The organism is Pseudomonas sp. B21-054, assembly GCF_026016345.1.
Classification (GTDB): domain Bacteria; phylum Pseudomonadota; class Gammaproteobacteria; order Pseudomonadales; family Pseudomonadaceae; genus Aquipseudomonas.
The window spans coordinates 5,523,128-5,548,203 of the sequence record NZ_CP087204.1; the positions used below are offsets into that span (position 1 = coordinate 5,523,128).

22 protein-coding genes are annotated in these 25,076 nt (G+C 60.5%); 9 read left to right on the forward strand and 13 right to left on the reverse strand.

Annotated elements, in window-relative coordinates:
* The 3 genes from LOY70_RS23940 to LOY70_RS23950 form a co-directional block, all read right to left on the reverse strand.
* Positions 1 to 1,020 (reverse strand): hypothetical protein, encoded by a 1,020-nt coding sequence (locus LOY70_RS23940; protein WP_265029543.1) that lies wholly within the window; start codon positions 1,018 to 1,020, stop codon positions 1 to 3.
* A 113-nt stretch (positions 1,021 to 1,133) separates the two neighbouring features.
* Entirely contained in the window at positions 1,134 to 2,555 is a 1,422-nt protein-coding gene (locus LOY70_RS23945) for an amino acid permease (RefSeq protein ID WP_265029544.1), read from the reverse strand.
* Positions 2,556 to 3,033: 478 nt separating this feature from the next.
* Positions 3,034 to 3,492 (reverse strand): REP-associated tyrosine transposase, encoded by a 459-nt coding sequence (locus LOY70_RS23950; RefSeq protein WP_265029545.1) that lies wholly within the window; start codon positions 3,490 to 3,492, stop codon positions 3,034 to 3,036.
* A 400-nt stretch (positions 3,493 to 3,892) separates the two neighbouring features.
* Here LOY70_RS23950 and LOY70_RS23955 point away from each other — a divergent pair, with 400 nt between their 5' ends.
* Positions 3,893 to 7,000 (forward strand): transglycosylase domain-containing protein, encoded by a 3,108-nt coding sequence (locus LOY70_RS23955; protein ID WP_265029546.1) that lies wholly within the window; start codon positions 3,893 to 3,895, stop codon positions 6,998 to 7,000.
* Positions 7,001 to 7,032: 32 nt separating this feature from the next.
* Here LOY70_RS23955 and LOY70_RS23960 read toward each other — a convergent pair whose 3' ends face one another.
* The 6 genes from LOY70_RS23960 to LOY70_RS23985 all read right to left on the reverse strand — a co-directional run bounded on the left by LOY70_RS23960 (position 7,033) and on the right by LOY70_RS23985 (position 14,283).
* Positions 7,033 to 8,229 (reverse strand): hypothetical protein, encoded by a 1,197-nt coding sequence (locus LOY70_RS23960; RefSeq protein ID WP_265038175.1) that lies wholly within the window; start codon positions 8,227 to 8,229, stop codon positions 7,033 to 7,035.
* 269 nt (positions 8,230 to 8,498) lie between these two features.
* A complete protein-coding gene (locus LOY70_RS23965; protein WP_413776613.1) occupies positions 8,499 to 9,773 on the reverse strand; it encodes a hypothetical protein in 1,275 nt (424 codons plus the stop codon).
* 19 nt (positions 9,774 to 9,792) lie between these two features.
* A complete protein-coding gene (locus tag LOY70_RS23970; RefSeq protein ID WP_265029547.1) occupies positions 9,793 to 10,275 on the reverse strand; it encodes a CS1 type fimbrial major subunit in 483 nt (160 codons plus the stop codon).
* Positions 10,276 to 10,320: 45 nt separating this feature from the next.
* Complete coding sequence (locus LOY70_RS23975) at positions 10,321 to 11,064, reverse strand: molecular chaperone (protein WP_265029548.1); 744 nt, start codon at positions 11,062 to 11,064, stop codon at positions 10,321 to 10,323.
* A 73-nt stretch (positions 11,065 to 11,137) separates the two neighbouring features.
* On the reverse strand, positions 11,138 to 13,660 hold the full coding sequence (locus LOY70_RS23980) for a TcfC E-set like domain-containing protein (RefSeq protein WP_265029549.1): 2,523 nt from the start codon (positions 13,658 to 13,660) through the stop codon (positions 11,138 to 11,140).
* A 128-nt stretch (positions 13,661 to 13,788) separates the two neighbouring features.
* Entirely contained in the window at positions 13,789 to 14,283 is a 495-nt protein-coding gene (locus LOY70_RS23985) for a fimbrial protein (protein ID WP_265029550.1), read from the reverse strand.
* A gap of 428 nt (positions 14,284 to 14,711) precedes the next feature.
* On the opposite strand from LOY70_RS23985, the gene LOY70_RS23990 reads away from it, so the two are divergent.
* From LOY70_RS23990 to purT, 4 genes are all read left to right on the forward strand, one after another.
* Positions 14,712 to 15,275 carry a PadR family transcriptional regulator gene (locus LOY70_RS23990; RefSeq protein WP_265029551.1) on the forward strand — a complete coding sequence of 188 codons (564 nt, stop codon included), beginning with the start codon at positions 14,712 to 14,714 and terminating at the stop codon, positions 15,273 to 15,275.
* On the forward strand, positions 15,272 to 16,057 hold the full coding sequence (locus LOY70_RS23995) for a siderophore-interacting protein (RefSeq protein ID WP_265029552.1): 786 nt from the start codon (positions 15,272 to 15,274) through the stop codon (positions 16,055 to 16,057). Before LOY70_RS23990 ends, LOY70_RS23995 begins: the two co-directional genes overlap by 4 nt.
* 256 nt (positions 16,058 to 16,313) lie before the next feature.
* Positions 16,314 to 16,781 carry a preQ0 transporter gene (locus tag LOY70_RS24000; protein ID WP_123344420.1) on the forward strand — a complete coding sequence of 156 codons (468 nt, stop codon included), beginning with the start codon at positions 16,314 to 16,316 and terminating at the stop codon, positions 16,779 to 16,781.
* A gap of 102 nt (positions 16,782 to 16,883) precedes the next feature.
* On the forward strand, positions 16,884 to 18,065 hold the full coding sequence (gene purT / locus LOY70_RS24005) for a formate-dependent phosphoribosylglycinamide formyltransferase (protein WP_265029553.1): 1,182 nt from the start codon (positions 16,884 to 16,886) through the stop codon (positions 18,063 to 18,065).
* Between the two features lie 267 nt (positions 18,066 to 18,332).
* Here purT and LOY70_RS24010 read toward each other — a convergent pair whose 3' ends face one another.
* Positions 18,333 to 20,747, reverse strand: coding sequence for a glucose/quinate/shikimate family membrane-bound PQQ-dependent dehydrogenase (locus tag LOY70_RS24010; protein WP_265029554.1), 2,415 nt, complete (start codon positions 20,745 to 20,747; stop codon positions 18,333 to 18,335).
* Between the two features lie 532 nt (positions 20,748 to 21,279).
* Here LOY70_RS24010 and LOY70_RS24015 point away from each other — a divergent pair.
* A complete protein-coding gene (locus LOY70_RS24015) occupies positions 21,280 to 21,510 on the forward strand; it encodes a VF530 family protein (protein ID WP_265029555.1) in 231 nt (76 codons plus the stop codon).
* 6 nt (positions 21,511 to 21,516) lie between these two features.
* Positions 21,517 to 22,176, forward strand: coding sequence for a Pr6Pr family membrane protein (locus LOY70_RS24020; protein ID WP_265029556.1), 660 nt, complete (start codon positions 21,517 to 21,519; stop codon positions 22,174 to 22,176).
* 176 nt (positions 22,177 to 22,352) lie between these two features.
* On the opposite strand, the gene LOY70_RS24025 is transcribed toward LOY70_RS24020, so the two are convergent.
* From LOY70_RS24025 to LOY70_RS24035, 3 genes are read right to left on the reverse strand one after another with little or no spacing between them, the layout of a single operon-like run.
* A complete protein-coding gene (locus tag LOY70_RS24025) occupies positions 22,353 to 22,562 on the reverse strand; it encodes a DUF1289 domain-containing protein (RefSeq protein WP_265029557.1) in 210 nt (69 codons plus the stop codon).
* Positions 22,559 to 23,083, reverse strand: a complete 525-nt coding sequence (locus LOY70_RS24030) for a gamma carbonic anhydrase family protein (RefSeq protein ID WP_265029558.1) — start codon at positions 23,081 to 23,083, stop codon at positions 22,559 to 22,561. Before LOY70_RS24030 ends, LOY70_RS24025 begins: the two co-directional genes overlap by 4 nt.
* A 16-nt stretch (positions 23,084 to 23,099) precedes the next feature.
* Positions 23,100 to 23,699: a CoA pyrophosphatase gene (locus LOY70_RS24035; protein ID WP_123417128.1), complete on the reverse strand. Its 600-nt coding sequence runs from the start codon at positions 23,697 to 23,699 to the stop codon at positions 23,100 to 23,102.
* A gap of 145 nt (positions 23,700 to 23,844) precedes the next feature.
* On the opposite strand from LOY70_RS24035, the gene LOY70_RS24040 reads away from it, so the two are divergent.
* Together LOY70_RS24040 and LOY70_RS24045 are read left to right on the forward strand one after the other, a co-directional pair.
* Positions 23,845 to 24,396 (forward strand): NUDIX hydrolase, encoded by a 552-nt coding sequence (locus tag LOY70_RS24040; RefSeq protein WP_123344413.1) that lies wholly within the window; start codon positions 23,845 to 23,847, stop codon positions 24,394 to 24,396.
* A 40-nt stretch (positions 24,397 to 24,436) separates the two neighbouring features.
* On the forward strand, positions 24,437 to 24,943 hold the full coding sequence (locus LOY70_RS24045; protein WP_265029559.1) for a L,D-transpeptidase family protein: 507 nt from the start codon (positions 24,437 to 24,439) through the stop codon (positions 24,941 to 24,943).
* Positions 24,944 to 25,076: the final 133 nt, after the last annotated feature.

A 25,076-nucleotide genomic window follows, 5' to 3' on the forward strand; every position in this document is an offset into this window, starting at 1 on the left:
TCACTGCCGCTCGAAACGACCAAACCACATATCAGGTGCCGAAGCGTTGTGCCTTGAGAGCGTCGTGCGCCCCAACCGGACAGTCTGCACATCCGCACGCCTGAATTCAGCCAGGGGTTCATTGATTTCATCCCTCGCACCTGGACGACGAAAAGTTACTTGCGAGACATCGGCATTATCGGCGGCAACGTACATGGAACGGACAGCGGCGAAAGGCCCGTCCAGAGTCGATGGCCGGTTGTGGGAATAATTCAGCACGGCATGTTTTTGATTGATCTCGACTATTTTCATGCTGCCGTGGGAGCCGTCTCGATAGTCGAGTTCAAACGTCCGGGTTGCCGGTATGAACTCAACCTTTGCCAAATCGACTACAGGTCGAAGAGCCTCTTCGATCGGGCCAACGAGAAAAGACGTGCCATATGCGCCCGTTTTGAGATGAGGTGCAGCAAGCGGCTTGAGACGCCAATACCCATCCGTGGGGTAAAACACCAGGAATTCCTCGGGAGCTTGTTTCGGCCGGTGCTTGTCTTTAAGGAACACCTGAACCAGATGCACGGTGCCTTGTTGCTCGCCCAGGACATTGACATCGACGGATTGAGCACGCCAGAAACGCTCCAGCGTAATCCCGTTGACCAGGAGCTCATCCGATTCCCAAAGCACCCTGCGCCAGGGGGTGAAAGTAAATACCGGGTCCTGTGCATTGGCGCTTCCATCGAAAGAGCAACCGGAAAAATCCGGAGCCGACCGATCTGATCCCAGCGAGTCGATGTAGGCCGGATGCAACGCTTCGATTCGGAATGTCTGGATGGCGTTTCCGACCAGTTTCACATAAACGTTGTCCTCCTCGGCACAACCCGTCGGATACGTAGCGTTGATGACTGTTACCCAATCATCGCCGCTGCGTATCGTCGCACATCCGATCAACAGCGCAGCGAAGACAATCCCCCATGCTATCCGCTTCAGGGGCTTTTCCGGTACACGGGTTAAAGCGCAAAACGGCTGGCCTAATGAGAAATACATCGGGAGTTACCGTGATTTCGGAAGTATCCCCCGACCATAACCCGCATGATTTGAACGACGCTACTGTCAAACCTGACAGTAGCGTTGCCGCTACAGGGCCTGACGGACCGGAGCTATGAAACCGAACCCACCGAGCCCTGCGCCTCCCCCGTCGGTTGCAACTTGAAGGTGTAGAACAACACCGTCAGCAGTACCAGGAACGCCGGGCCTACATAAAGCGCCACGCGAGTGTCCGGGAAGTACGCCATCAGCCCCACCACCAACACCAGGAACGCCAGGGCCAGGTACGAGCTGACTGGGTAGAGCCACATGCGATATTTCAATGCCGCTCGCTCGGAAGCGCTCAGGCCTCGGCGGAATCTGAGCTGGGCCAGCAGGATCATCACCCAGGTCCAGATCGCGCCAAAGGTGGCGATGGAAGTCACCCAGACGAAGACTTTCTCTGGCACCAGATAGTTGAGCAGCACGCCCAGCAGCAGCGCGGCGATGGACAGCAGCAGCGCACGGCGCGGCACGCCGTTGGCCGAAGTGGTGGCAAAACCGGCCGGGGCCTGGCCGTTCTGCGCCAGGCTGTAGAGCATCCGCCCGGTGCTGAAGATGCCGCCGTTGCAGGACGACAGTGCGGCGGTGATCACCACGAAGTTGATGATGCCGGCGGCGGTCTTGATGCCCAGGCGCTCGAAGGTCATCACGAACGGACTGCCCTGGGTGCCGATCTCGTTCCACGGGTAGATCGACAGGATCACGAACAGCGCGCCGACGTAGAACAGCAGGATCCGCCAGAACACCGAGCCGATGGCGTTGGGGATGGTTTTCTGTGGATTCTTCGCCTCACCGGCGGTCAGGCCGATCATCTCCACGCCCAGGTAGGCGAACATCACCATTTGCAGGGACATCAACACGCCGGACACACCGTTGGGCATGAAGCCGCCGTGGGCCCAGAGGTTGGAAATACCCAGGGCCACACCGTCGTTGCCGAACCCGAAGGCGATGATGCCGACGCCGCCGATGACCATGGCGATGATGGTGACGATCTTGATCAGGGCGAACCAGAATTCGAACTCACCGAAGGCCTTGACCGCGATCAGGTTGATCGAGCCCATGCTGACCAAGGCGGCCAGGGCCCAGATCCAGCGGGGTACGTCGGGGAACCAGATGCCCATGTACACCGCCACCGCGGTGATCTCCGCCACGCAGGTCACCAGCCACAGGAACCAGTAGTTCCAACCGGTCAGGAAGCCGGCCAGCGGGCCGAGGTAGTCCTGGGCATAACGGCTGAACGAGCCGGCCACCGGGTTGTGCACGGCCATCTCGCCGAGGGCGCGCATGATCACCAGGATCGCCAGGCCGCCGATGATGTAGGACAGCATGATCGCCGGGCCGGCCATTTCAATGGCCTTGGCCGAGCCGAGGAACAGCCCGACACCGATGCAGGCGCCAAGCGCCATCAGGCGGATGTGCCGCTCACCGAGCTCACGTTTGAGCGGACCACCCTGAGCGGTCTCGCCATGGGGCAGATGATTGCCGACAGCCATAGGGATACAACCTCGTCTTGTTATTGGATTAACCACCGAGTCTCCAAAGCCGCAGGTCGATAAGCCTGCCACCTTGCCGAAACCGGTCTGTTTCGTGGACAGACCGTCCTGTAGAACAGCGCCCTCAGGATCAGCGGGCCGTGCAGTATAAAAAGCCAGGGATAGAGAGATTCACTGTAAAACCAGGAAAATTCAGGGAGAAAGCTCAGTAGAAACCGTGTTTTCGGAGATGCATTATCTGGATGACAGACCTTTCCGAAAGCGCCGCCGAGTATTGCACAGGGAGGGTGCCAGGTCACACGTCGACAGCTCTAGCACAAGGCTTTCAGACATCGACGGCCCTTTGTGATGAGGATTTAGCTGTGGCAAGAAGTACATCTGTTGCAAGGGCTTTACCACAGGTAAATCCCTTGCTACAGCTAATTCTTTTGCCACAGGGAAACCATGTTCCCGGCCCAAACAGGGAGCATGAGGTGCTTCAGTGCCAAGCAGTATCCCAAAGAGGGTAATGGCCAATACATTCCACCAGCCCAGCCCGAAGCGGATTGTCAATGATGTAGTCGGCGGAGGGTCGCAGCTCTTCATTGTCACGAATCGTGCGATCATGAAAGCCGCTTTGCCAAAGCGGGCCAGAGGTTCCAATCATGTTGTTGACGCAATGGGTGCATCGAGCTTTGGTGGCTCCGATGACACGGCTCAGATGACCGTCTTGGATTTGCAGCAACCAGTGAAAATGATCTGGCATCACCACCCAGGCTAAAGAGTTCACCAGGCCCGAATCATGGGCGCACTTGAATTCTGTAACCAACAATCGTCCAACCTTCCAGTTGGCAAAAACAGGACGTCGCTGATGAGTAACGGCGGTCACCAGATAGGCGCGCCCTTGCTCGGAGTAACGTCCTCGACGTAAGCGATGTGAATTGGGGCGTGGATGCATTCCTTGCTTCCTTTGAGAGGGTTTGGATGCAGCGTAGCCATGCTGTTGCTTGATTGATGCTGAGAAGGTTGAGCGAATATTCCGAAGTATTCGTAGTACTGTGGCGAGGGGATTTATCCCCGCTGGGCTGCGCAGCAGCCCCCTACAGTAACCCCGGCATGCCTGGATAATCGAGTGGCCTGCATTGGGGCTGCTTCGCAGCCCAGCGGGGATAAATCCCCTCGCCACAGATAAATCCCTCCTCACCACAGATAGATCTCTCCTCGCCACAAAGTCCTAGCCACAAAGGGATGCCACTGGTCATGCCAGACCGATGCCCACAATTTCCCCTCCCCCCACGCCAACCACCGTCTAAGCTTCAAGCAAGTCCGATCAATCTGCGTGAATGGATCAGTCGACTATGGGCGCTTTATGGCAAACCGATTCGAATAAACCTGTGGTCCCGACTGAACGTATGGAAGAAGCGCCTTTACCCAAAAAAACTCGCCGCGCACGGCATGGCTGGCGGGCGTTCTGGTTGTTGCTGCTGATTATCGTCGTAGTGGTCGGCCTGGCGGTGGCCAAGGAAATGCGCACGTCGCGGTTTCAGGCCCGGGAGATCAGCAAGTACGCCGCGTCCCTGGATTATTCAGTGCAACCGGGGCCCAGCGATGCCATCGTCTACCCCGGTGCAGGTCCGTTCGACCGGCGGTTGGGCTACAGCGCCCTGGGGGAATTCCTGCCGCGCCTGCTCAAGCGTGACTACGTGATCCAGGCCCAGGCGCGTTTCTCGCCGGCCTTGATGGATTACGTCGAAAGAGGCCTGTTCGTCCCCTACGCAGAAAAAATCCAGGCCGGGTTGACCATCACCGACTGCCGCGCCGCACCGGTGTATCAGTTCAAGTACCCGCAGCAGCTGTATTCGAGCTTTGACGCGATCCCGCCGGTGGTGGTGCAAAGCCTGCTGTTTATCGAAAACCGCTTTCTGCTCGACCCCAAGCACCCCGAGGCCAATCCGGCGGTGGACTGGCCGCGTTTCGGCATGGCGGCGTGGTCGCAGGTGGCCAAGCTGTTGAGCTTGCCGGGGCAGTCCGCCGGCGGCAGCACGCTGGCGACACAATTGGAAAAATACCGCCACTCCCCCGAGGGCCTCACCGTGTCGGGCGCGGAGAAAATCCGCCAGATGATCTCCGCCAGCGTGCGCGCCTACCAGGCCGGCCCGCAAACCCTCGAGGCACGCCAGCGGGTCGTGCGCGACTACCTCAACAGCGTACCGCTCTCCGCCGTGCCGGGGCATGGTGAAGTGCATGGCATGGCTGAAGGCTTGCGGGTCTGGTACGGCGCCGATTTCAACCGGGCCAACGAACGCCTGGCCAGCACCGCGACCGATCCCCAGAGCCTGGCGGCCAAAGGCCTGGCCCTGCGGGAAATGCTGTCGTTGATGATCGCCCAGCGTCGCCCATCCCATTACCTGTCCAAGGGCCGCGACGAACTGGCGCGCCTGACCGACAGCCACGTCCGCCTGTTGGCGCAAAACGGCGTCATCGATGCGCCCCTGGCCGAGGCCACCCTGGCCAGCAAGGTCAGTTATCGCGACTGGGTCCAGGACCCGACCGTGCAGCCCAACGAAACCAACAAAGGCATCAGCGCCGCCCGCAGCCGCCTCGCCACGCTGCTCAATCGCCCGCTGTACGACCTCGATCGCCTGGACCTCTCCGCCACCAGCACCCTGCAAAGTGACTTGCAGGCCCAAGCCACCGAGTACCTCAAGCGTTTGGCCGACCCGGCCTTCGCTGCCGAGATCGGCCTGATGGGCGAACGCTTGCTAACCCCCACCAGCACCACCCAGGTGCGCTACAGCTTCACCCTGCTGGAACTGACCCCCGACGGCTCGCGGGTACGGGTGCAAACCGACAGCACCGACCAGCCTTTCGACATCAACGAAGGCAGCAAACTGGAACTGGGCTCCACCGCCAAACTGCGAGTCCTCACCACGTACCTGCAGATCATTGCCGAACTGCATGATCGCTATGCCCAGCAGACCCCGGCAGCACTGAAGAAAACCGAAATCGCCGAGCCGGACCGCCTCTCGCGCTGGGCCGTCGACTACCTGATCCAGAATACCGACCGTAGCCTGCCGAAAATGCTCGAAGCCGCGCTGGACCGTACCTATTCCGCCAGCCCCGGCGAGGCGTTCTTCACCGGTGGCGGGCTGCACACCTTCCACAACTTCCGCAACGAGGACAACGGCCGCATCCCGACCTTGCGCGACTCCCTGCGTGAGTCGATCAACCTGCCGTTCATCCGCCTGATGCGCGACCTGGTGCGCTACGCCACCTACGCCGGTCCCAATAACAGCGCCGAATTGCTCAAGGACGACAAGGACCCGCGCCGCCAGGAATACCTGGCCCAGTTCGCCGACCGCGAAGGCACCTCGTTCCTGCTCAAGTTCTGGAAGAAGTACCAGAAGAAAGACACGGGCCAGCGCCTCGAAACCTTCCTCGACAGCATGCACCCCACGGCGATCCGCCTGGCCGCCGTGCACCGTTACTTCTTTCCCGGCGATAGCCAGGAGAGTTTCAATCTCTTCGTGCGCTCACACCTCAAGTCGGCCAAGAGCGCCGAAAAACTCACCGATGAACGCCTGGAACGGCTCTACCAAAGCTACGGCCCCGGCGCCTATGACCTGCCGGACCAAGGCTTCATCGCCAAGGTCCACCCGCTGGACCTGTGGCTGATGGGTTATCTGCTGAACCACCCCGACGCCAAGTTCAGCCAGATCGTCAAGGCCAGTGAGTTCGAGCGTCAGGAGGTCTACAGCTGGCTGTTCAAGAGCCGGCACAAGAGCGCCCGCGACAGCCGCATCCGCACCATGCTGGAAATCGAAGCCTTCCTCGACATCCACCAACGCTGGCAGAAAGTCGGTTACCCGTTCGATCACCTGGTGCCGTCGCTGGCCACCGCCATCGGCAGCTCCGGTGATCGCCCTGCCGCGCTTGCGGAACTGGTGGGCACCATTCTCAACGACGGCATCCGCCAACCGGCGTTGCGCGTCGACAGCCTGGATTTCGCCGTCAACACGCCCTACGAGACGCGGCTGGTGAGCAACCCGGATAACGGCAAGCGTGTGATGCCGGTGGAAGTGGCCCAGGCCTTGCGCGGCGCACTGTCCCAAGTGGTGGATGCCGGCACCGCGAAACGGGTGGCCGGCAGTTTCAAACTGGCCGACGGTACACCGCTGGCCATGGGCGGCAAGACCGGCACCGGCGACAACCGCATCGAAGCCATCGGCTCGGGCGGGCGGGTGATCAGCTCCAAATCGATCAACCGCACCGCCACCTTCGTGTTCTACATCGGCGACAGCCATTTCGGCACCCTCACCGCCTATGTCCCGGGGGTATCGGCGCAGAACTTCAAATTCACCTCGGCCCTGCCGGTGCAAGTGCTCAAGGGCATGGCGCCGTTTCTGTCGCCCTACTTGCAGCCAGGCACCCACACCCAATGCAAGCCGCTGGTGGCGGGTCAGTAAACACCGTGCACAAGGGGATTGTGGGTGGGCCGCTAAACCTCCGAGTCCCAGATCACCGTCACATTACCGCTGTAGTGCTTGGCCTCCCCCGCCAGCATTTCCTCCACCTGGCTACGGCCCACTTCGAAATGCAGGGTGCCGGGCTTGCGGTCGACGTAGTGCCCCGGCAGGAACAACTCCGTCCCGCTGCCGTCCCGATACAGCCGTCGGCGGTTGACCGGTTGGCCGGCGGCGTCCGTCAAGCCATTGGGCAGGCTCACGCTGACGTTCACCGGCACCAGTTGGCCGGAACTGGGCGCCCAGAGCAGACAGGTGTTGTTGGCCGCATCGGCGAACTGGCATTGCATGTTCATCTTGAAACGCGATGAGGCCGAGATATGGAAGGTCTGGTCACGAAACAACCGCGTCGGTTTTTGCCCCTGGTTCAACCAGGCCTGCCAGCCGCCTTGGGGCTCGAGCACGACCTTGTTGCCGCCAGGAGGCACTTCGACTTTGAGGGTGTGTTGGACGTCGAGATTGAAATTCAGTGTGATCATCGAATCGTTCGGCATCATGACATCGCCCATGTCGAAGTCCTGGCCCGGCCCGACGGTATAATTCAACGAGCCCGTGTAGTGACCAGCCGACATCTTCAGCGGGTTGGGCGTGCGCAGTTCGTAGGCAAAATCCAGGTAGTTGTACCTCAAATCCGGCACTCGGTATTTGGCCTGTTTATTACAAGCGCTTTCTTGCGGCGTCTTCCAGAAAAATGCGTACTGGTACATGGCAATGATCCCCACACCGCTATAACGGCACGGTGAAGGAACGTTTACCCAACTGCTGCCCCATAGCCTGCCATGGGCCGTAACGAGACTGATGTCTCCTCCCCCTACGAGTTCGACAGGGCTGACACTGAGGCGATATTGAGAACCGATACCCGACACACGCACTTCAACTATTTCACTCTCGCCAGTGCTCGAATTGACCACCGTGGCTGCACGCCAATTGGCGGGCACTTTGAACATGGCGCCTTGGCGACTATCTGCGTGATTGGCCTCAATCGCCCTGGACGAATTAAAAACGATGGGCATTCGAATACTGAACATGCCGGCGATTTCGCATTCCCTTGGGTATCGAGCGCAATACCCACTCACCGGTGTGGTATTGGTGAACTTGTTCTCTGTAGGCTTCGCGGGATCAGGCCGAAAACGCGCGCTGATTTCCTGGGTCAGAGCATTGGCCGTCGGCATGCCTGCAAACAACAAGGTAAAAACCGTCGTTGCCCGGCACAACAAAACTCCGCGTTCGATAATGTTTGAACGACTCATATTGACTCCAAATAAGCTGCGGGCGGCGCGATGGTATCGAAGGCCGGCCGTGGGTGCTGATCCAGCAAATCACCACATTCCCCTGTGGGAGCGAGCTTGCTCGCGATAGCGGAGGGTCAGTTGATAAAGTGTTGACTGGCCCACCGTAATCGCGAGCAAGCTCGCTCCCACAGGGTATGGGGGGTAAGTCGCTAGACCTCCGAGTCCCAGATCACCGTGACGTTGCCGCTGTAATGCTTGGCCTCCCCCGCCAGCATTTCCTCCACCTGGCTACGGCCAACCTCGAAATGCAGAGTGCCCGGCTTACGGTCGACGTAGTGCCCCGGCTGGAACAGTTCGGTACCACTGCCATCGAGATAGAGCCGGCGGCGATTGACGGGTTGGCCGGCGGCGTCCGTCAGGCCGTTGGGGAGGGTCACGCTGATGTCCACCGGTATCAAATAACCGGAGCTGGGCGCCCACAGCAGACAGGTGTTGTCGCCGGCATCGGCGAACTGGCATTCCATGCGCATCTTGAAACGCGATGAGGCCGAGATATGGAAGGTCTGGTCACGAAACAACCGCGTCGGTTTTTGCCCCTGGTTCAACCAGGCCTGCCAGCCGCCTTGGGGTTCGAGCACGACCTTGTTGCCGCCAGGAGGCACTTCGACTTTAAGCGTGTGTTGGACTTCGAGATTGAAATTCAGTGTGATCATCGAATCGTTCGGGAGCATGACATCGCCCATGTCGAAGTCCTGGCCCGGCCCGACGGTGTAGGTCAGTGATCCCGTGTAGTGACCAGCCGACATTTTCAACGGGTTGGGTGTGCGCAGTTCGTAGGCAAAATCCAGGTAGTTGTACCTCAAATCCGGCACTCGATATTTGGCCTGTTTATTACAAGCGCTTTCTTGCGGCGTCTTCCAGAAAAATGCGTACTGGTACATGGCAATGATCCCCACACCGCTATAACGGCACGGTGAAGGAGCGTTTACCCAACTGCTGCCCCATAGCCTGCCATGGGCCGTAACGAGACTGATGTCTCCTCCCCCTACGAGTTCGACAGGGCTGACACTGAGGCGATATTGAGAACCGATACCCGACACACGCACTTCAACTATTTCACTCTCGCCAGTGCTCGAATTGACCACCGTGGCTGAACGCCAATTGGCGGGCACTTTGAACATGGCGCCTTGGCGACTATCTGCGTGATTGGCCTCAATCGCCCTGGACGAATTAAAAAGGATGGGCATTCGAATACTGAACATGCCGGCGATTTCGCATTCCCTTGGGTATCGAGCGCAATACCCACTCACCGGTGTGGTATTGGTGAACTTATTCTCTGTAGGCTTCGCGGGATCAGGCCGAAAACGCGCACTGATCTCCTGGGTCAGGGCACTTGCCGTCGGCATGCCTGCAAGCAGCAAGGCAAGCACCATGATCACGCGGTACAGCGAAGCGCCCCGTTCGAAGATTGCTGGATGACTCATATAAACCCGCTCCCGTGGTTTACGGCGCAATGGCATCAAACACCATGTGCACGGTGCCGAAGTAATCCCCAGGCGCATATTCCTCAGCCGTCTTGACGGCGATGATTTCCAATCCCACGCGCCGCCCCGGCCGGGCCTCGGCGGCCGAGACCACCTGGGCCGAATCCAACGTCAGCTGGACGTTGTTGAACCTCACCTGCAGATCGATGCGCTCACGGCCGTTGGACAGGAACGCCTCTTCGCCCAAGCGGGCACCAATGGCCCCGTTGATGTTCTTCACTTCGTAATTCGCCCGCAGCGGAAGCAGCCCCGAGGTCAAGGTGCTGAACAGCATCGGCTGTTCGCGCTCGACCAGTTGCGGGTCGACCGGCAACACGTGGAATTCGGTGGTCGGGATGGTGACGAAGAGTTCGAACGTTTCCCGCTCCACCGCTCCCCACGCCGCATGACTCGGCAGCGCCAGGGTGGTGAAGATCAGGGGGTGCAGCAATGTCTTGAACATGATGATTACCTGTGGCGTCAACGACGATTCAGCGACGGCGTGCCGTCAGCCTTTGATCTCGATGGCTTTCTCGTCGCGGCCTTCGACCAGGTTGAAGCGATACTCACGGCCGGGCTCCTTGTCGAACGAGAAGGTGCGTCCGGCCATGACGTGGTGCTTCATGGTCGGCCGGCAATCGTTGTCTTTTTTCGCCGCACAGTCCTTGAACTCGTCGATCACCACCACGCTGTTGCCGTTATTGCGCAGCACATAACGACTGGCGCTGTTATCGATGGCCGTGTCGAAGCGGGTTTCCTTGGGCCGCACGAAAAACACCGTGCCAAAGCCAGCCAGCACCTTGACCCCGGCCGCGATGCGCTCCTTCTTGTATTCCTCGCGCTCCTCGGCGCTGACCGCGAATTCGTCCTCGGCCTCCGGTACTACCGGTACGAAGCGAACCCGGAAGTAACGCTCCTTGCTGCGCTCGCCCATGAACAGCAGGCGCGTACCCTGCATGCCGTTGGCCGGCACGATCATCCGCGCCGGGCTCGCCATCAGGCCGTTCTTGGCGAGCGCGCCTTCCTGGTCTTGCAGCGCCACCTCGTGATAGCTGCCGTCCTCGTTGTAGAGGATCTCCAGGATGTCGACCTTGACGAACGCGGTGGACGTCCCGCCATTGAACACCCGCTTCATGTAGGTGCTCTTGTCGCCGTCGAGGTAGTCGTAGACCACCCCGACATTAATCTGCGGCCCGGCCTGGGCCATCGTGGAAACCAGCGCCAAACCACACAGAGCCAATAAACGTTTCATAACCAAAACCTCATCTATTGAAGGCGGCCGATGGCGACCGCTTCACGCAACACTGTTGTTAAAACCGTCAGGCTCAACCCGCCGCTTCGAGCTGATGGTCGTTGCCGGCCAGGGTGTCCGGCGTGCAGCGCAAATCACCGATCATCAACACATCGCCCTCGCTGTTGGCGTTGTCCGGGTCGAGGCGGAACTGGCAGAGCAAGTCGTTGCCGTAGCGCACCTCCAGCGTCGGCGAGCTGGCGTTCATTTCCATGGAGAAGAACCCGTCCACCTCGCTGACCCCACGGCTGGCGTGGTTGATCACGTGATGGCCCTTGAGCGGCTGGCCCTGCCCATCCAGCAGGCGACCGAGCACAGTCACGCTGCGCATTACGCTGACCTTGCGGTAGTCCACGCCGCCCTTGTTCAGGTGATAGCGGGTGCGCGCAGGCTGGATGTTGGCCGCTGGCGGATGAAGACCGTCGAAGTCGAAGGTGACCAGACTGTTCTGGTAGGCGGTGATGGGCACAAAGTTGCGGCCCGGGCGCAACGTGGTGGTGCCGCCCGTGAGGTCGTCGGCGAGCAGGACGATATCGTCCAGGTCGGTTTCCACGTCGACGATCATCCCCGCACCGCCACTCTGCGGCAGGCCGGTGAAGGCGACTTTCCGGCCGCCGACCGCCACCGTGCTGCTCAGGTTCAAGCCCCCGGTGAGGTTGCCGTTGTAGGAAGAACGCTGGACGAAACCGTCGCCATACAACGAATCGGTTTCGAAACTGGCAAGGCCCGACAAACCCATGCCGTAGGTGTCGGCCAGGGCCGTGGCGGACACGCTTTGCAGCACGTGGTCCTGCAGGTCCCGGCGATAGGTCAACGATGCATTGTTGTCCCGGTCGCCGTCCCGCGAGGTGCGGGTGCCAATGCTGCCCGACCAGTATTCCCCCGGCCCGCCCAGGGCGACGCTGACGCTCAGGTCCAAGCCGCGATTACGCCGCTCGGCAGTACTCGAGGTGCCCGGGCGATCGAACACCGACAGCCGCCAGTTGGCATCGCTGCTGCCCAGCTTGCCGCGCTGGGTCCATCCCAGGTCCAGGCCGGCGCCCTCGACATTGCCTTCGCTGTAGAACAGCCGCCCATTGACCGACGACTTGTTGCTGATCCGGTGATTGACCGCCAACGACGAGTTGCTGGTCTGACCGACGAACACGTTGCGCTGACGAACTCGGGTGCCGTCCGGCAGGACTTCGTAGGTGTTGCGGGTGTCCAGCCAACTGCGGTTATGGCTGGCTACCACACTGCCCAGCCCATAGCTGTACAGCGCTTGCAAGTCCATGCCGGTGCCGTATTGCTCGGTCTGGTAGACGTTAGCAAAGAGGCTGGTGTTGTTGGCCAGGGTCCAGTCCACCGAGGTACCGTATTGCAGTTTGTCCTGCACCTGGCGCGTGGAAAGTCCCAGTACCACCCGTGGATGCAGCAGGTAATTGAGGCCCACCCCGGCGGTCATGAAGCCCGACGGTTGATCGTCCCAGTTACTCAACAACTTGCTTTCCCGTCCGGCGAACAGGTTGTAGCGCCAGCGATCATCGGCGCTGCGCCAGTTGTTGGGTTTGTAGACCAATTCCTGAGTGGTGGCGGTGGTCTGTCCGTCCTCGATCAGCCGCACCTCCACTTCATAGATGCCGCCGGGCAGCGGCCGGGTGTCCAGGCTCTGCAACCCGGCGCTGACTGCCTGGGTGTTGATCAACAGGCCATTGCGGTAAATCTCCACCGCTGCCTGACGGCTGGCGGTGACATAAATCGGGTAGACGCTGGGCTTGGGGTTGTTGATGACCAGGCTGTCGGAACTGCCGTACATCACACCCACTGCGGTGTCCGGGTTGGCGCCGAACGAACGGATCTGCCGGTTCAGGCCATCGGAACCCGGCATGAAATAACCCAGGCGAAAAAAGCTGTCTTCCATTTCACGCTGGGTGAAGAGTTCATGGACAGCGTGATAGAGCTTGTCGTCCGGGCCGCCCAAGCGTGAAAGCTGCAAGTCGAACGACTGAGTCCAGTTGCCCAGGCTGGAACTGGCGTTGAGGCCATAACGCCCGCCGGTGTCCTGCTCCTGGCCACCGTTGAGATTGAGTTGGTTATTGAAGATCAGACCGAGGCTGCCCTCTTCCGGCAGGTCGTAAAAACGCTTCTCCGCGCCACCGCGTTCCACATTTTGGGTGAGGATCGACACCAGTGAATGTTCAAGGCTGTAATGCACCGCCAGGAGTCCTGATGTGCATCGGCTTTCACAGGCCCCCAAGGGCCGCCCTTCCTTGAGCAGCTGCTCCCATTGCCCGCGATCGACGGCCGAGATCGGGCTGTCCTGGGTGTCGGTGAATTCAAGCAAGGTAATGCGATCGTCCCGCGTCAACACCACCATGGCTTCGCCGAGGTACTGTTGATCGAGTTCTACACGAACCGCCAGAGGCACATCGAAAAAGTGGGCTTCAAACTCTTCCGGCAACCCCTTGGCCTGAGACAACAGACTTCTGGGCGTTGTACCGGGGGCAGTCGGCGCAGCCAATGCACTCGCGCACAGCAATAGCGCGAGGGCACCCGCGATGGGTGTCATCGGAAACATCAACGGATTCTCATAATCAACGAACGATCAGGGCGTCTCAGGTGCGGGCCGCCCGGCGAGGGGAGCGCCGGACGGCCTGCGGCAATGCCCCGTGCAATGAGGTGAAACTCATCGGGCATCGAGGGCGATCACGGGGTGGCGCGCGGCACCGCGTCGAAGATCACGGTGAAGTCAGCGTTGTACACGCCCACTTGGTTTTCGGTAGGCACGGTGGAGGCCAGGATAAGCATGTCGGCCTGGGTGCCTGGGGTGGATGCTGCGTCGGACACTACTTCCTGAGGATACTCAGTCAAGGTGATGCTGTTGAACATGGTGGTCAGGGGAATAGCGTCCGAACCGTTGGTCAGCGAAGGCTGGCCGCCCAGGATGTAAGCGTGAACCGAACCGTCGGTGTTCTTCACGTCATAGGTCTGGCGCAAAGAGCTCAGGGTGTTGGTCACAGGGTTGTAGTTCATGACCTCATCCTTACCGAAGTCCGGATTGCGCGGCAGTACATGGAACTGCTTGGTTGGGATAGTCGCAGTGATATGAATTGAGGAACGAGCATCATCGATAGCGAACGCCGCCGAAGACCCCAGGGCAGCAGCGACCAGGGCAGTACCGGATACGAATTGTTTGAGCATGTTGTTAACACCTGTTCTTAGCATAAAGAGAAGGGTTGAAAGTTGCAGGCCAACAACCACGTGGCCTGCCCCTTCAACGCCGGGGCATGATCGACTCTCTTTAATTAAAAATAAGCAGGTACTTTCCCATAAGGGCGTAGTACCTCGCGCATACAGAACAGAGAAAAAGATGCAGTTTTTTATAAATTTGAAGTTTGACTGTCAGAAACAACCCACATAGCAGGCCTACACGCTATTCAGTCATTACAAATGTATGCAGCCTGTATCTTTGCCATCCCTGGATACACAGCATTCATGTAAGGTTTTTTTCCGAACCCGAGTAAGAGCTTGCGAATAAAGATACATCTTAGCCTTGGAAATTATCAAAGATATATCTTCGGATAAAGATATATCTAACTTCTATCTTATGCAGAATGGAGCGCGCGCATATGACAGTCACTTATTCCCTTCCCAAAAATGACGGTTTCGAACAAGCCGCGGCAGCCCGTGAGCGTGGCAGCCGTGGGCCACGGGTCTTCGCCTCCGGCGATCTGAGACTGCTGTTGCTGGCGCTGATTGCCGAACAGCCTTGCCATGGCTATGACCTGATCCGCCGGATCGGGCACATGTTCGACGGTGCCTATAGCCCCAGCCCCGGTGTGATCTACCCGACCCTGGCCTTCCTGGAAATGAGCACGTTGATCACTTGCGGCATCGAGAACGGGAAAAAATGCTACAGAGTGACCGACGCCGGACGTCTATCCCTTGAAGACCAGGCCGTGGCGCTGGAGCAGATGCGCAAGCGTATTGAAGCCAGCAAGCGCACGCTGCGCGGACAGGATCGGCCTCCGGAAATCCATGAAGCGGTGTATAACCTGCGACATGCGCTGCAAAAGCATCCTGGCCACTGGAGCCCGGAAGAAATCATGCGGGTATGCGACTTGCTCAACGACACCGCCAAAGCCATCATCGACGGCCCCGACCGTCCACCCGTTTCGGAGTCAACGCCATGACTGAAGTCGATCCCAACACCATTCACCGTGTCAATCACGAGGTCAAACGCCGTCGCCTGGAAGTCTTGCGGGTGCAGGACCTGACCCCGCGGATGCGCCGCATCACCGTCGGCGGGCCGGAACTGGCCGGGTTCGTCAGCCTGGGTACGGATGATCACGTGAAGCTGTTTTTTCCGCAGAACGCTGAGGAACGGGCAGCGCTGGAAAGCATCAATCTCGCTGCCGGCAAGGCCCAGGGCGCCTTACCGCAAATGCGCGACTACACCCCGCGCCGCTATGACCTGGACACCCTGGAGATGGACATCGACTTCGTGCTCCACGGCGACGGCCCTGCCTCGACCTGGGCGTCCCAGGCAGCCCCCGGGCAATACCTCGACATCGGTGGGCCGCGGGGCTCGATGATCGTGCCGGACATCTTCGACAGCTACCTGCTGATCGGCGACGAAACCGCCCTCCCCGCCATCGCCCGTCGCCTCGAAGGCCTGGCGCCGAACCGGCGCGCCCTGGTGGTGGTAGAAGTGGAAAACGGCGCCGAACAGCAGATGCTCCAGAGCCCGGCGCAGGTCCACGTGATCTGGGTGCTGCGCGAAGGTCGCCAGGACAACCTGTTGACCACCGTGCAACAGCTGGAAGTCCCGACTGGCAAGCTGTACGCCTGGGTCGCCACCGAAAGCAAGCTGTCGCGGCAGATTCGCAAGGTGTTGCTGGAGGAGAAAGGGTTAGAACAGGATTTCGTGAAGGCTGTGGGGTATTGGAAGGCGGAGGGGAGTGAGGAGGATTGAGATATTGGCGGCGGCTGAACTACCCTTCATCCACTGACCGAACTCAAACCTGTGGCGAGGGGATTCATCCCCGCTGGGCTGCGAAGCAGCCCCAAAACCAGACAACTCGGTGGATCAGATAGATTGAGGTGCTTGTTTTTTGGGGGGCTGCTTCGCAGCCCAACGGGGATGAATCCCCTCGCCACAGATAAATCCCCTCACCATAGGGGATATCGCCGTTCTTAATGATTAGCACGACATTTAACCAGGTACCTCCATGCTCTTCCTGATCGCCTACATCGCCAGCGTCGTGCTGATCAACTTCGCGTTTTCCGCCGCGCCGCACCTGGACATCATCTGGTCGGCCTGGGGCGGCCTGGTGTTTATCCTGCGGGACATGGTGCAAACCCGCTTCGGCCATGGCGCCATCGTGGCGATGCTGGCGGCGCTGGTGTTGTCCTACGTCACCTCGGACCCGACCATCGCCCTGGCCAGCGCCACGGCATTCGCCGTGTCCGAGTGCATCGACTGGCTGGTGTTCACGATCACCAAGCGCCCTCTCCATGACCGGTTGTGGATCAGTTCGGCCCTGAGCATTCCCCTCGACACGTTCATTTTCTTCGGCCTGATCGACGCCCTGACGCCGGCGGTGGTGATCACCGCCCTGGCCTCGAAATTCGCCGGGGTCACGGCCGTCTGGCTGATCATGGCCTGGCGTTTACGCAAGCAAACCGTCGCCACCTGAAGCCAAACCCCGCGGTTCATGTAAAATGCCGCGCTTTCTCCCTATGGGAAGCTCGCCCGGCGCGCGACCCGCGATGATCCGCTCCTGCTTGAGGACCTTCAGATGACCCGTATCGGAACTCCATTGTCGCCTACCGCGACCCGCGTTTTGTTGTGTGGCAGCGGTGAGCTGGGCAAGGAAGTGGTAATCGAACTGCAGCGCCTGGGCGTTGAGGTGATTGCCGTGGATCGCTACGCCAATGCGCCGGCCATGCAAGTGGCCCACCGCAGCCATGTGATCAACATGCTCGACGGCGCCGCCCTGCGTGCGGTGATCGAGGCCGAGAAGCCGCACTTCATCGTGCCGGAAATCGAAGCCATCGCCACTGCGACCCTGGTGGAACTGGAAGCCGAAGGCTTCACCGTGATCCCCACCGCTCGCGCCGCGCAGCTGACCATGAACCGTGAAGGCATCCGTCGCCTGGCCGCTGAAGAGCTGGGCCTGCCGACTTCGCCGTACTTCTTCGCCGACACCGTCGAAGACTACCGCAAGGCCGTGGAAACCCTGGGCTTCCCGTGCGTGGTCAAGCCGGTGATGAGCTCCTCGGGCAAGGGCCAGAGCCTGCTGCGCAGTGTTGATGACGTGCAGAAAGCCTGGGATTACGCCCAGGAAGGCGGCCGTGCCGGCAAGGGCCGGGTGATCATCGAAGGCTTTATCGATTTCGATTATGAAATCACCCTGCTCACCGTGCGCCATGTCGGCGGCACGACGTTCTGCGCGCCGGTCGGCCACCGTCAGGAAAAGGGCGACTACCAGGAATCCTGGCAGCCGCAAGCCATGAGCCCGGCGGCCCTGGCTGAATCCGAGCGCGTGGCCAAGGCAGTGACCGAGGCCCTGGGTGGCCGTGGCCTGTTTGGCGTAGAGTTGTTCATCAAAGGTGACCAGGTGTGGTTCAGCGAAGTCTCGCCACGCCCCCACGACACCGGCCTGGTGACGCTGATTTCCCAGGACCTGTCGCAATTCGCCCTGCACGCCCGCGCCATCCTTGGCCTGCCGATCCCGGCGATCCGCCAGTTCGGCCCATCGGCTTCGGCGGTGATCCTGGTGGAAGGCCAGTCGACCCAGACCGCTTTCGCCAACCTCGGCGCCGCCCTGAGCGAACCGGATACCGCGCTGCGCTTGTTCGGCAAACCGGAAGTCAACGGCCAACGCCGCCTGGGCGTGGCCCTGGCCCGCGATGAATCCATCGAAGCGGCCCGTGCCAAGGCGACCCGGGCTTCACAGGCGGTGAAGATCGAGTTGTAAAACTGGGCGGGGTACAGTCCCCTGTAGTGAGGGATTTATCTGTGGCGAGGGGATTTATCCCCGCTGGGCTGCGCAGCAGCCCTAAAACCTGACAACTCGGTGGATCAGAAAGATTGAGGCGACTGCTTTGGGGGGCCGCTTCGCAGCCCAGCGGGGATAAATCCCCTCGCCACAAAAGCCGGGGGCAGCCTCAACCTGAGTGAAATTGGCGCAAAAAAAAGGCGACACCCGCAAAGGTGTCGCCTTTTTCATTCCCGCCGGTCGGGCTTAATCTGGCAGCTTGTAGGCAATCACATAGTCACCCTGCTTGGTGCCCAGGGAGCCATGACCACCGGCAACGACCAGCACGTATTGCTTGCCGTCCTTGCCGGTGTAGGTCATCGGCGTGGTCTGGGCGCCGGCGGGCAGGCGGCCTTCCCACAGCTGCTTGCCGTTTTTCACGTCGTAGGCGCGCAGGTACTGATCCAGCGTACCGCTGAGGAACGCCAGGCCGCTGGCGGTGGTGAACGTGCCGCCCAGGCTCGGTACGCCCATGCTCAGCGGGATCGGTACTGGCGAGCTGTCACGCACGGTGCCGTTCTTGTGCTTCCACAGGATCTGGTTGTTGGTCAGGTCCACGGCGGCGACATAACCCCAGGCCGGTGCCTGGCAGGGCAAGCCCATGGGCGAGAGCAACGCTTCGAGGATCACGCCATAGGGCGCGCCTTTGTTCGGCTGCACGCCTTCGGTTTCGCTCTTGCGCCCCGGGCCGCCGGCCACTTCCGCCGCCGGCACCAGTTTCGACTTGAACGCCATGTAGCTCGGGTTGACGAAGGCGATCTGGCGCATCGGATCCACCGAAATGCCGCCCCAGTCGAACACGCCGAAGTTACCCGGGTACACGATCGAGCCTTGTAGCGACGGCGGCGTGAACATGCCCTCATAGCGCAGCGACTTGAAGTCGATCCGGCAGAGCATCTGGTCGAACGGGGTCACGCCCCACATGTCGCGTTCCTTGAGGACCGGCGGCACGAGGTTCAGGTCAGACATCGGCTGGGTTGGCGAGGTGTGATCGCCTTCCACCGCGCCTTGCGGCACCGGGATCTCCTTGATCGGGATAATCGGTTGGCCGTTGCTGCGGTCGAGTACGTAGATGCTGCCTTGTTTGGTGGAAGCCAACACCGCCGGTTTCACGCCGTCGGCGGTCTTCATGTCCATCAGGGTCGGTTGACCGCCGACGTCCATGTCCCACAGATCGTGGTGAGTGAACTGGAAGTACCAGCGCACCTTGCCGGTGGCGATGTCCAGGGCGGTCAGGCCAGCTGAATATTTTTCCGATTCCGGGGTGCGCATGCCACCGAACTGGTCAGGGGTCTGGTTGCCCATCGGCAGGTAGAGCATGCCGAGTTTTTCATCGACGCTGAACATGGACCACATGTTCGGCGAGTTGCGGGTGTAGACCTGGCCTTCGGCAATCGGCGTGGTGTCGTCCGGGTTGCCGCTGTCCCAGTTCCACACCAGCTGGCCGGTGTGTACGTCGTAGGCGCGGATCACACCGCTCGGCTCGTCGGTGGAAACGTTATCGGTGACGTGGCCGCCGATCACTACCAGGTTCTGGGTGACGGCGGGTGGCGAGGTTGAGTAGTAACCGCCGGCCGTGAAGCCGCCGATGTTGGCGGTCAGGTCGACCTGGCCTTTGTCGCCGAAGTCCTCGCACATCTTGCCGGTGTCGGCGTTGAGGGCGATCAGGCGGGTGTCGGCGGTTGGCAGGAAGATCCGACGCGGGCAGACGGTGCTGGCCGGGGTGCTGCTGGCCGCGTCGGTCGGGCTCTGCTCGGCCGAGGCGTACACCGCGTCATCGTGGTAGGTCACGCCACGGCAGGTCATGTGCGCCCACCCCTTGAAGTTCTCCGCTTTTTGCGTGGAAAGCTTCGGATCGAAACGCCAGATTTCCTTGCCGGTCTCCGGTTCCAGGGCAATCACCTGGCTGTGGGGCGTGCACACGTAGAGCATGCCGTTGACCTTCAGCGGGGTGTTTTCAGCGGTAGTCTCGCCGGGATCGTTAGGCCCGGGCAGGTCGCCCGTGCGATAGGTCCAGGCCGGCACCAGTTTGCTGACGTTCTCGGGGGTGATCTGCGCCAGCGGCGAATAACGGTCGCCATGGGCACTGCGGCCGTAAGAATTCCAGTCACCCTCCGGCATGGCCGGCGCAGTGTTGGTCATGCCCGGCACGGCGTCGCGGTCTAGTTGCCCCTTGATTTCACCCGGGTTGGTGAACTGGCTGGCGAGTGCGGCGACGCCGGCGATGACCACGGCGGCGCCCAGCGCGCGGGTCCCCGTGGGCGAGGCTTCGGCACTCAGCAACGGATGGCGGAACCACGGCAGCAACAGGACGATGCCCAGGGCGAAGAACAGCGCCAGGCGCGGCACCAACTGCCACCAATCCAGGCCTACTTCCCACAACGCCCACACGGTGCTGGCGAACAGCACCAGCGCATACAGGCCGAGGGCCGCACGACGGGCCATGATCAGCAGCACGCCAGTCAGCGCCAGGCCGATACCGGCCAGCAGGTAATACCACGAGCCGCCAAGCGTGCTCAGCTTGACTCCCCCGGCCAACAGGGCCAGGCCCATCAATAGAAGCAGAATGCCGAGCAGGCTCGGTAGCAGACGGCTTCGACTCAAAGCACCCTCAGTGCTCATAGTGTGATTCTCCGTGATGTTTTAAGGAGTCCCGCGCAAGTAGTCACTTTAGATGACGGTCTTGAGGGGGCATGGTTCAGTTGTAAAGGCAAATTCGGTTGACGCGGGTCCCTTGTGGGAGCGGGCTTGCTCGCGAATGCGGTGGATCAGTCAATACAGGGCTGAAGGTGAAATCGCTTTCGCGAGCAAGCCCGCTCCCACAGGAACTCGTTCGTCATACATGCTCGGACAGCGCTGTCTTTCAGAGTCTGGGTATCGAGCATGGAGATGGCTTTCTTTGATCTTTTAATGGGGGTGAGCTGAACGCAACGGCTCTGGCACGCCAGAAGAAGCGTTTCAGCAGGCGGCGCAAGGATAATGTCCTGTTACTCATAGAGAAAGCGCTTTTGTTGACATGGATCATTTCGGTTTTGGTAACAGTGTGCCCAGCGCGAGCCTGGCTTTGAATGCCGCGATGAAGGCTATGCTTCCACCGCAGGGGCACCTCGGCTAAGGTGCGCGGCTTTACACCCTTTTCGCGCAAAGGCCTCCCATGAACGAATCCAACAACAACCCGCTGCACGGCGTGACGCTGGAGCAGATCCTCAACGCCCTGGTGCAGCACTACGAATGGTCGGGGCTGGCCGAGCGCATCGATATCCGTTGCTTCAAGAGCGACCCGAGCATCAAGTCGAGCCTGACCTTCTTGCGCAAGACGCCATGGGCGCGGGAGAAAGTCGAGCGCCTGTACATCAAGTTGATGCGCACCAAGCGGCCGGACTGAGCCGTCGTGGGGATTGATAGAGGTCCTCGCCTCACCCTGCGCCAGCGCTTCGTGTCGGTAACGGCGCTGCTGGCCTGGGCGGGGTTGAGCATCCAGCTGTATCTGATCCTGCTGGGTCGCTGGGAACTGGGGGCGAGCCTGCTGGGCGGTTTGGTGAGTTTCTTCAGTTTCTTCACGGTGCTGACCAACCTGTGGGTGGCGGTGGTCCTGACCTGGGAGCTGACCCCTCGCCCAACCCCGGCCCGCCGCTGGTTCCTGCAGCCCAGCGTACGCAGTGGCGTCGCCGTGAGCATCGCCCTGGTCAGCCTGGCCTACAACCTGCTGCTGCGCCACCTCTGGCAACCCGAAGACTGGCAGTTCGTGGCCGACGAATTACTGCATGACGTGGTGCCTATGCTCTACATCGCCTATTGGTGGCGGTGGGTGCCCAAAGGCCGCTTGCGCCTGGGCCACATCGGGCTGTGGATGATCTATCCCTTGGTCTATTTCGCCTATGTCCTGCTGCGGGGGGATTTACTGGCGGCCTACCCCTACCCTTTCATCGACGTGGCGAGCCTGGGTTATCCACAGGTGTTCATCAATGCCGGGGGAATACTGGCGGGATTTGTCGGGATTGCGTTGGGGGTGGTGGGGTTGGGTCGGTGGGTAGAGCGGCGATCGCATTAGGCATCGCTGGAGAATCACTTGTGGCGAGGGGATTTATCCCCGTTGGGCTGCGCAGCAGCCCCTCTTGACAGCCTAAGTGTTTCCCCTGACAGACCTGGAAGCCTGATTTGGGGCTGCTTCGCAGCCCAGCGGGGATAAATCCCCTCGCCACAGGGGCTGTGTCATAAATGGGGGATTCAAGACCTGGCCGGCAACATCCACACCAACCCACTGGCCTTGGCCCGTTCATGGCACAACGCCAACACCCCGCGGCGTTCGTCGTTGTCCATCCGGCTCCACCGAGTGATCTCCGCCACGGTGCGCTGGCAGCCGGTGCAGATGTCGTCATCGTCCAGCGCGCAGACGTTTACGCAGGGCGAGCGAACCGGACGTTCGGGCGTGGTCATGGTTCTTGCTCCGCCAGGTCGCGGGCATAGCGCTGGGAATTGTGCACATAGTGCGCCGCGCTGGCCTCGAGCATGTTCTTCTGGGCTTCGGTCAATTCCCGCACCACCTTGCCAGGCGAACCCATCACCAGGGAGCCGTCGGGAATCTCTTTGTTTTCGCCGATCAGCGAGTTCGCGCCGATGATGCAATGCTTGCCGATCTTCGCGCCGTTGAGGATCACCGCATTGATGCCGATGAGGCTGTAGTCGTCCACCGTGCAGCCGTGGAGCATGGCGTTATGGCCGATGGTCACACCGGTGCCGATGGTCAACGGATAGCCCATGTCGGTGTGCATCACCGTGCCGTCCTGCACATTGCTGTTCTTGCCGATCAGGATCAATTCGTTGTCGCCGCGCAGCACGGCGTTGAACCAGACGTTGGCGCCCTCTTCGAGGCGGACCTTGCCCACCAGCGTGGCATTGGGCGCGACCCAGCTTTGTGGGTGGGTTTCGACACGGGCATCGCCCAGGCGGTATTTCATGAGGATCCTCGGGGCGTCAGGTATTGATGAAGCTCTTGGGCGGTTTGTGCAGGTCGATGCCGGCGTCGAACATCAGGTTGACCAATTCGACGATCATGATCGCCGTCAGCCCCCAGATCTTGTATTCGCCAAAGCGATAACTGGGCACGTACCAACTGTGGCCCTGGTAATCGATGCGGTGCGTGTGTTCGCGCGGGTCCTTGCGGAAGAACTCCAGCGGCACGCTGAACACCGCGGCGATCTCGGCATCGTTGGCCTGGTACTCGACGTAATCCGGAATCACCCCGACATACGGCGTGACCTTGATGCCATGCAGGGAGATCAGCGGGCTGAGGGGGCCAATCACTTCCACCAGGCCGGGAGGCAGGCCGATTTCTTCCTCGGCTTCGCGCAGGGCAGTGAAGATCAGGTCCGGGTCTTCCGGATCGCGGCGCCCGCCGGGGAACGCCACTTCCCCGCCATGGGTCGAGAGCCCGCTGGCGCGCAGGGTCAGGACCAGTTCCGGTTCGTCACTGCGGGTAATCGGCACCAGCACCGCCGCTTCAGGAAAACGTCGGTCAGTCTCCAGGGTACGCGGGGTATGGTTGCTTACTCGATGCAGTAGCTCGTCCAGCATGAGACTTCTCGATTTATTCGCTACCTTGCATCATGCACCAATCATGCAGGCGGCCCAACCCCCGGACCGCGTCGTGTCGCGAAACGACAACTTGCCGACCCCGCCCATGCACGCCAAGATAGGCGCAGCATTCAGGAATCCAAGCATGAAATTCTGCAGCCAGTGCGGTAACCCGGTGACCCAGCGCATACCCGAAGGCGACTCGCGCCTGCGCTTTGTGTGCGACACCTGCCACACCATCCATTACCAGAACCCCAACATCGTCGCCGGTTGCGTGCCCACCTGGGGCAGCAAGGTGCTGCTGTGCCGGCGCGCCATCGAACCGCGGCGTGGCTATTGGACGCTGCCGGCGGGTTTCATGGAGAACGGCGAGACGGTCGAACAGGCCGCCGTACGCGAAACCGCCGAAGAGGCCTGCGCCCGGGTGCGAAACTTAAGCATCTATACGCTGATCGACGTACCGCACATCAGCCAAGTGCATGTATTCTTCCGCGCCGAGCTGGTGGACGAAGATTTCGCCGCCGGGCCCGAGAGCCTGGAAGTGAAACTGTTCGAAGAAGCGGACATTCCCTGGGATGAACTGGCGTTCCGCACGGTGGGCCGCACCCTGGAATATTTCTATGCGGACCGCCAAGCCGAAGATTACCCGGTGCGATCCGAATCGATTCCGCCACTGGCCCAGCCTGCCAATACATAAAAACCAATATAGCCGCGACACCTCTAGGGATATCGTTTCAATGCGCTGGTTGCTTGTCCTGTTCTGCTTGTCGTTCACCGCTGTGTCCCAGGCTTCTACGCCGGGAACCTACAACGGCAAGACCATCGAAAAGGTGTTGGTGCTCAAGTCCGCCCATCAATTGCAATTGATCAACGACGGCAAGCCACTCAAGACCTATCGCATCTCCTTGGGCAAGGGTGCCAAGAAAGGCCCCAAGCTGATCGAAGGCGACAAGCGCACCCCCGAGGGCTTCTACTGGATCGACTGGCGCAAGACCAGCGACCGCTTCTACCTGTCGATGCACATTTCCTACCCCAACATCACCGACGCCGCCCGCGCCCGCCGCGAAGGCGTGGAACCGGGGGGCATGATCATGATCCACGGCACGCCTGATTCGGAAGAAAACCCTGAACAGCTGTTCCATACGCTGGACTGGACCGATGGCTGTATTGCCATGCGCAATGTGGACATGCGCGAAGTTTGGAACCTGGTGCCGGATGGGACGATGATCGAGATTCGTCCATAGCCCCGAAGCAGCGCCTGTGGCGAGGGGATTTATCCCCGCTGGGCTGCGCAGCAGCCCCAAGGCAGTCAACTCAAATTTGCCTGACACACCGCGCTGTCAGGTTTTAGGGCCGCTTCGCGCCCCAACGGGGATA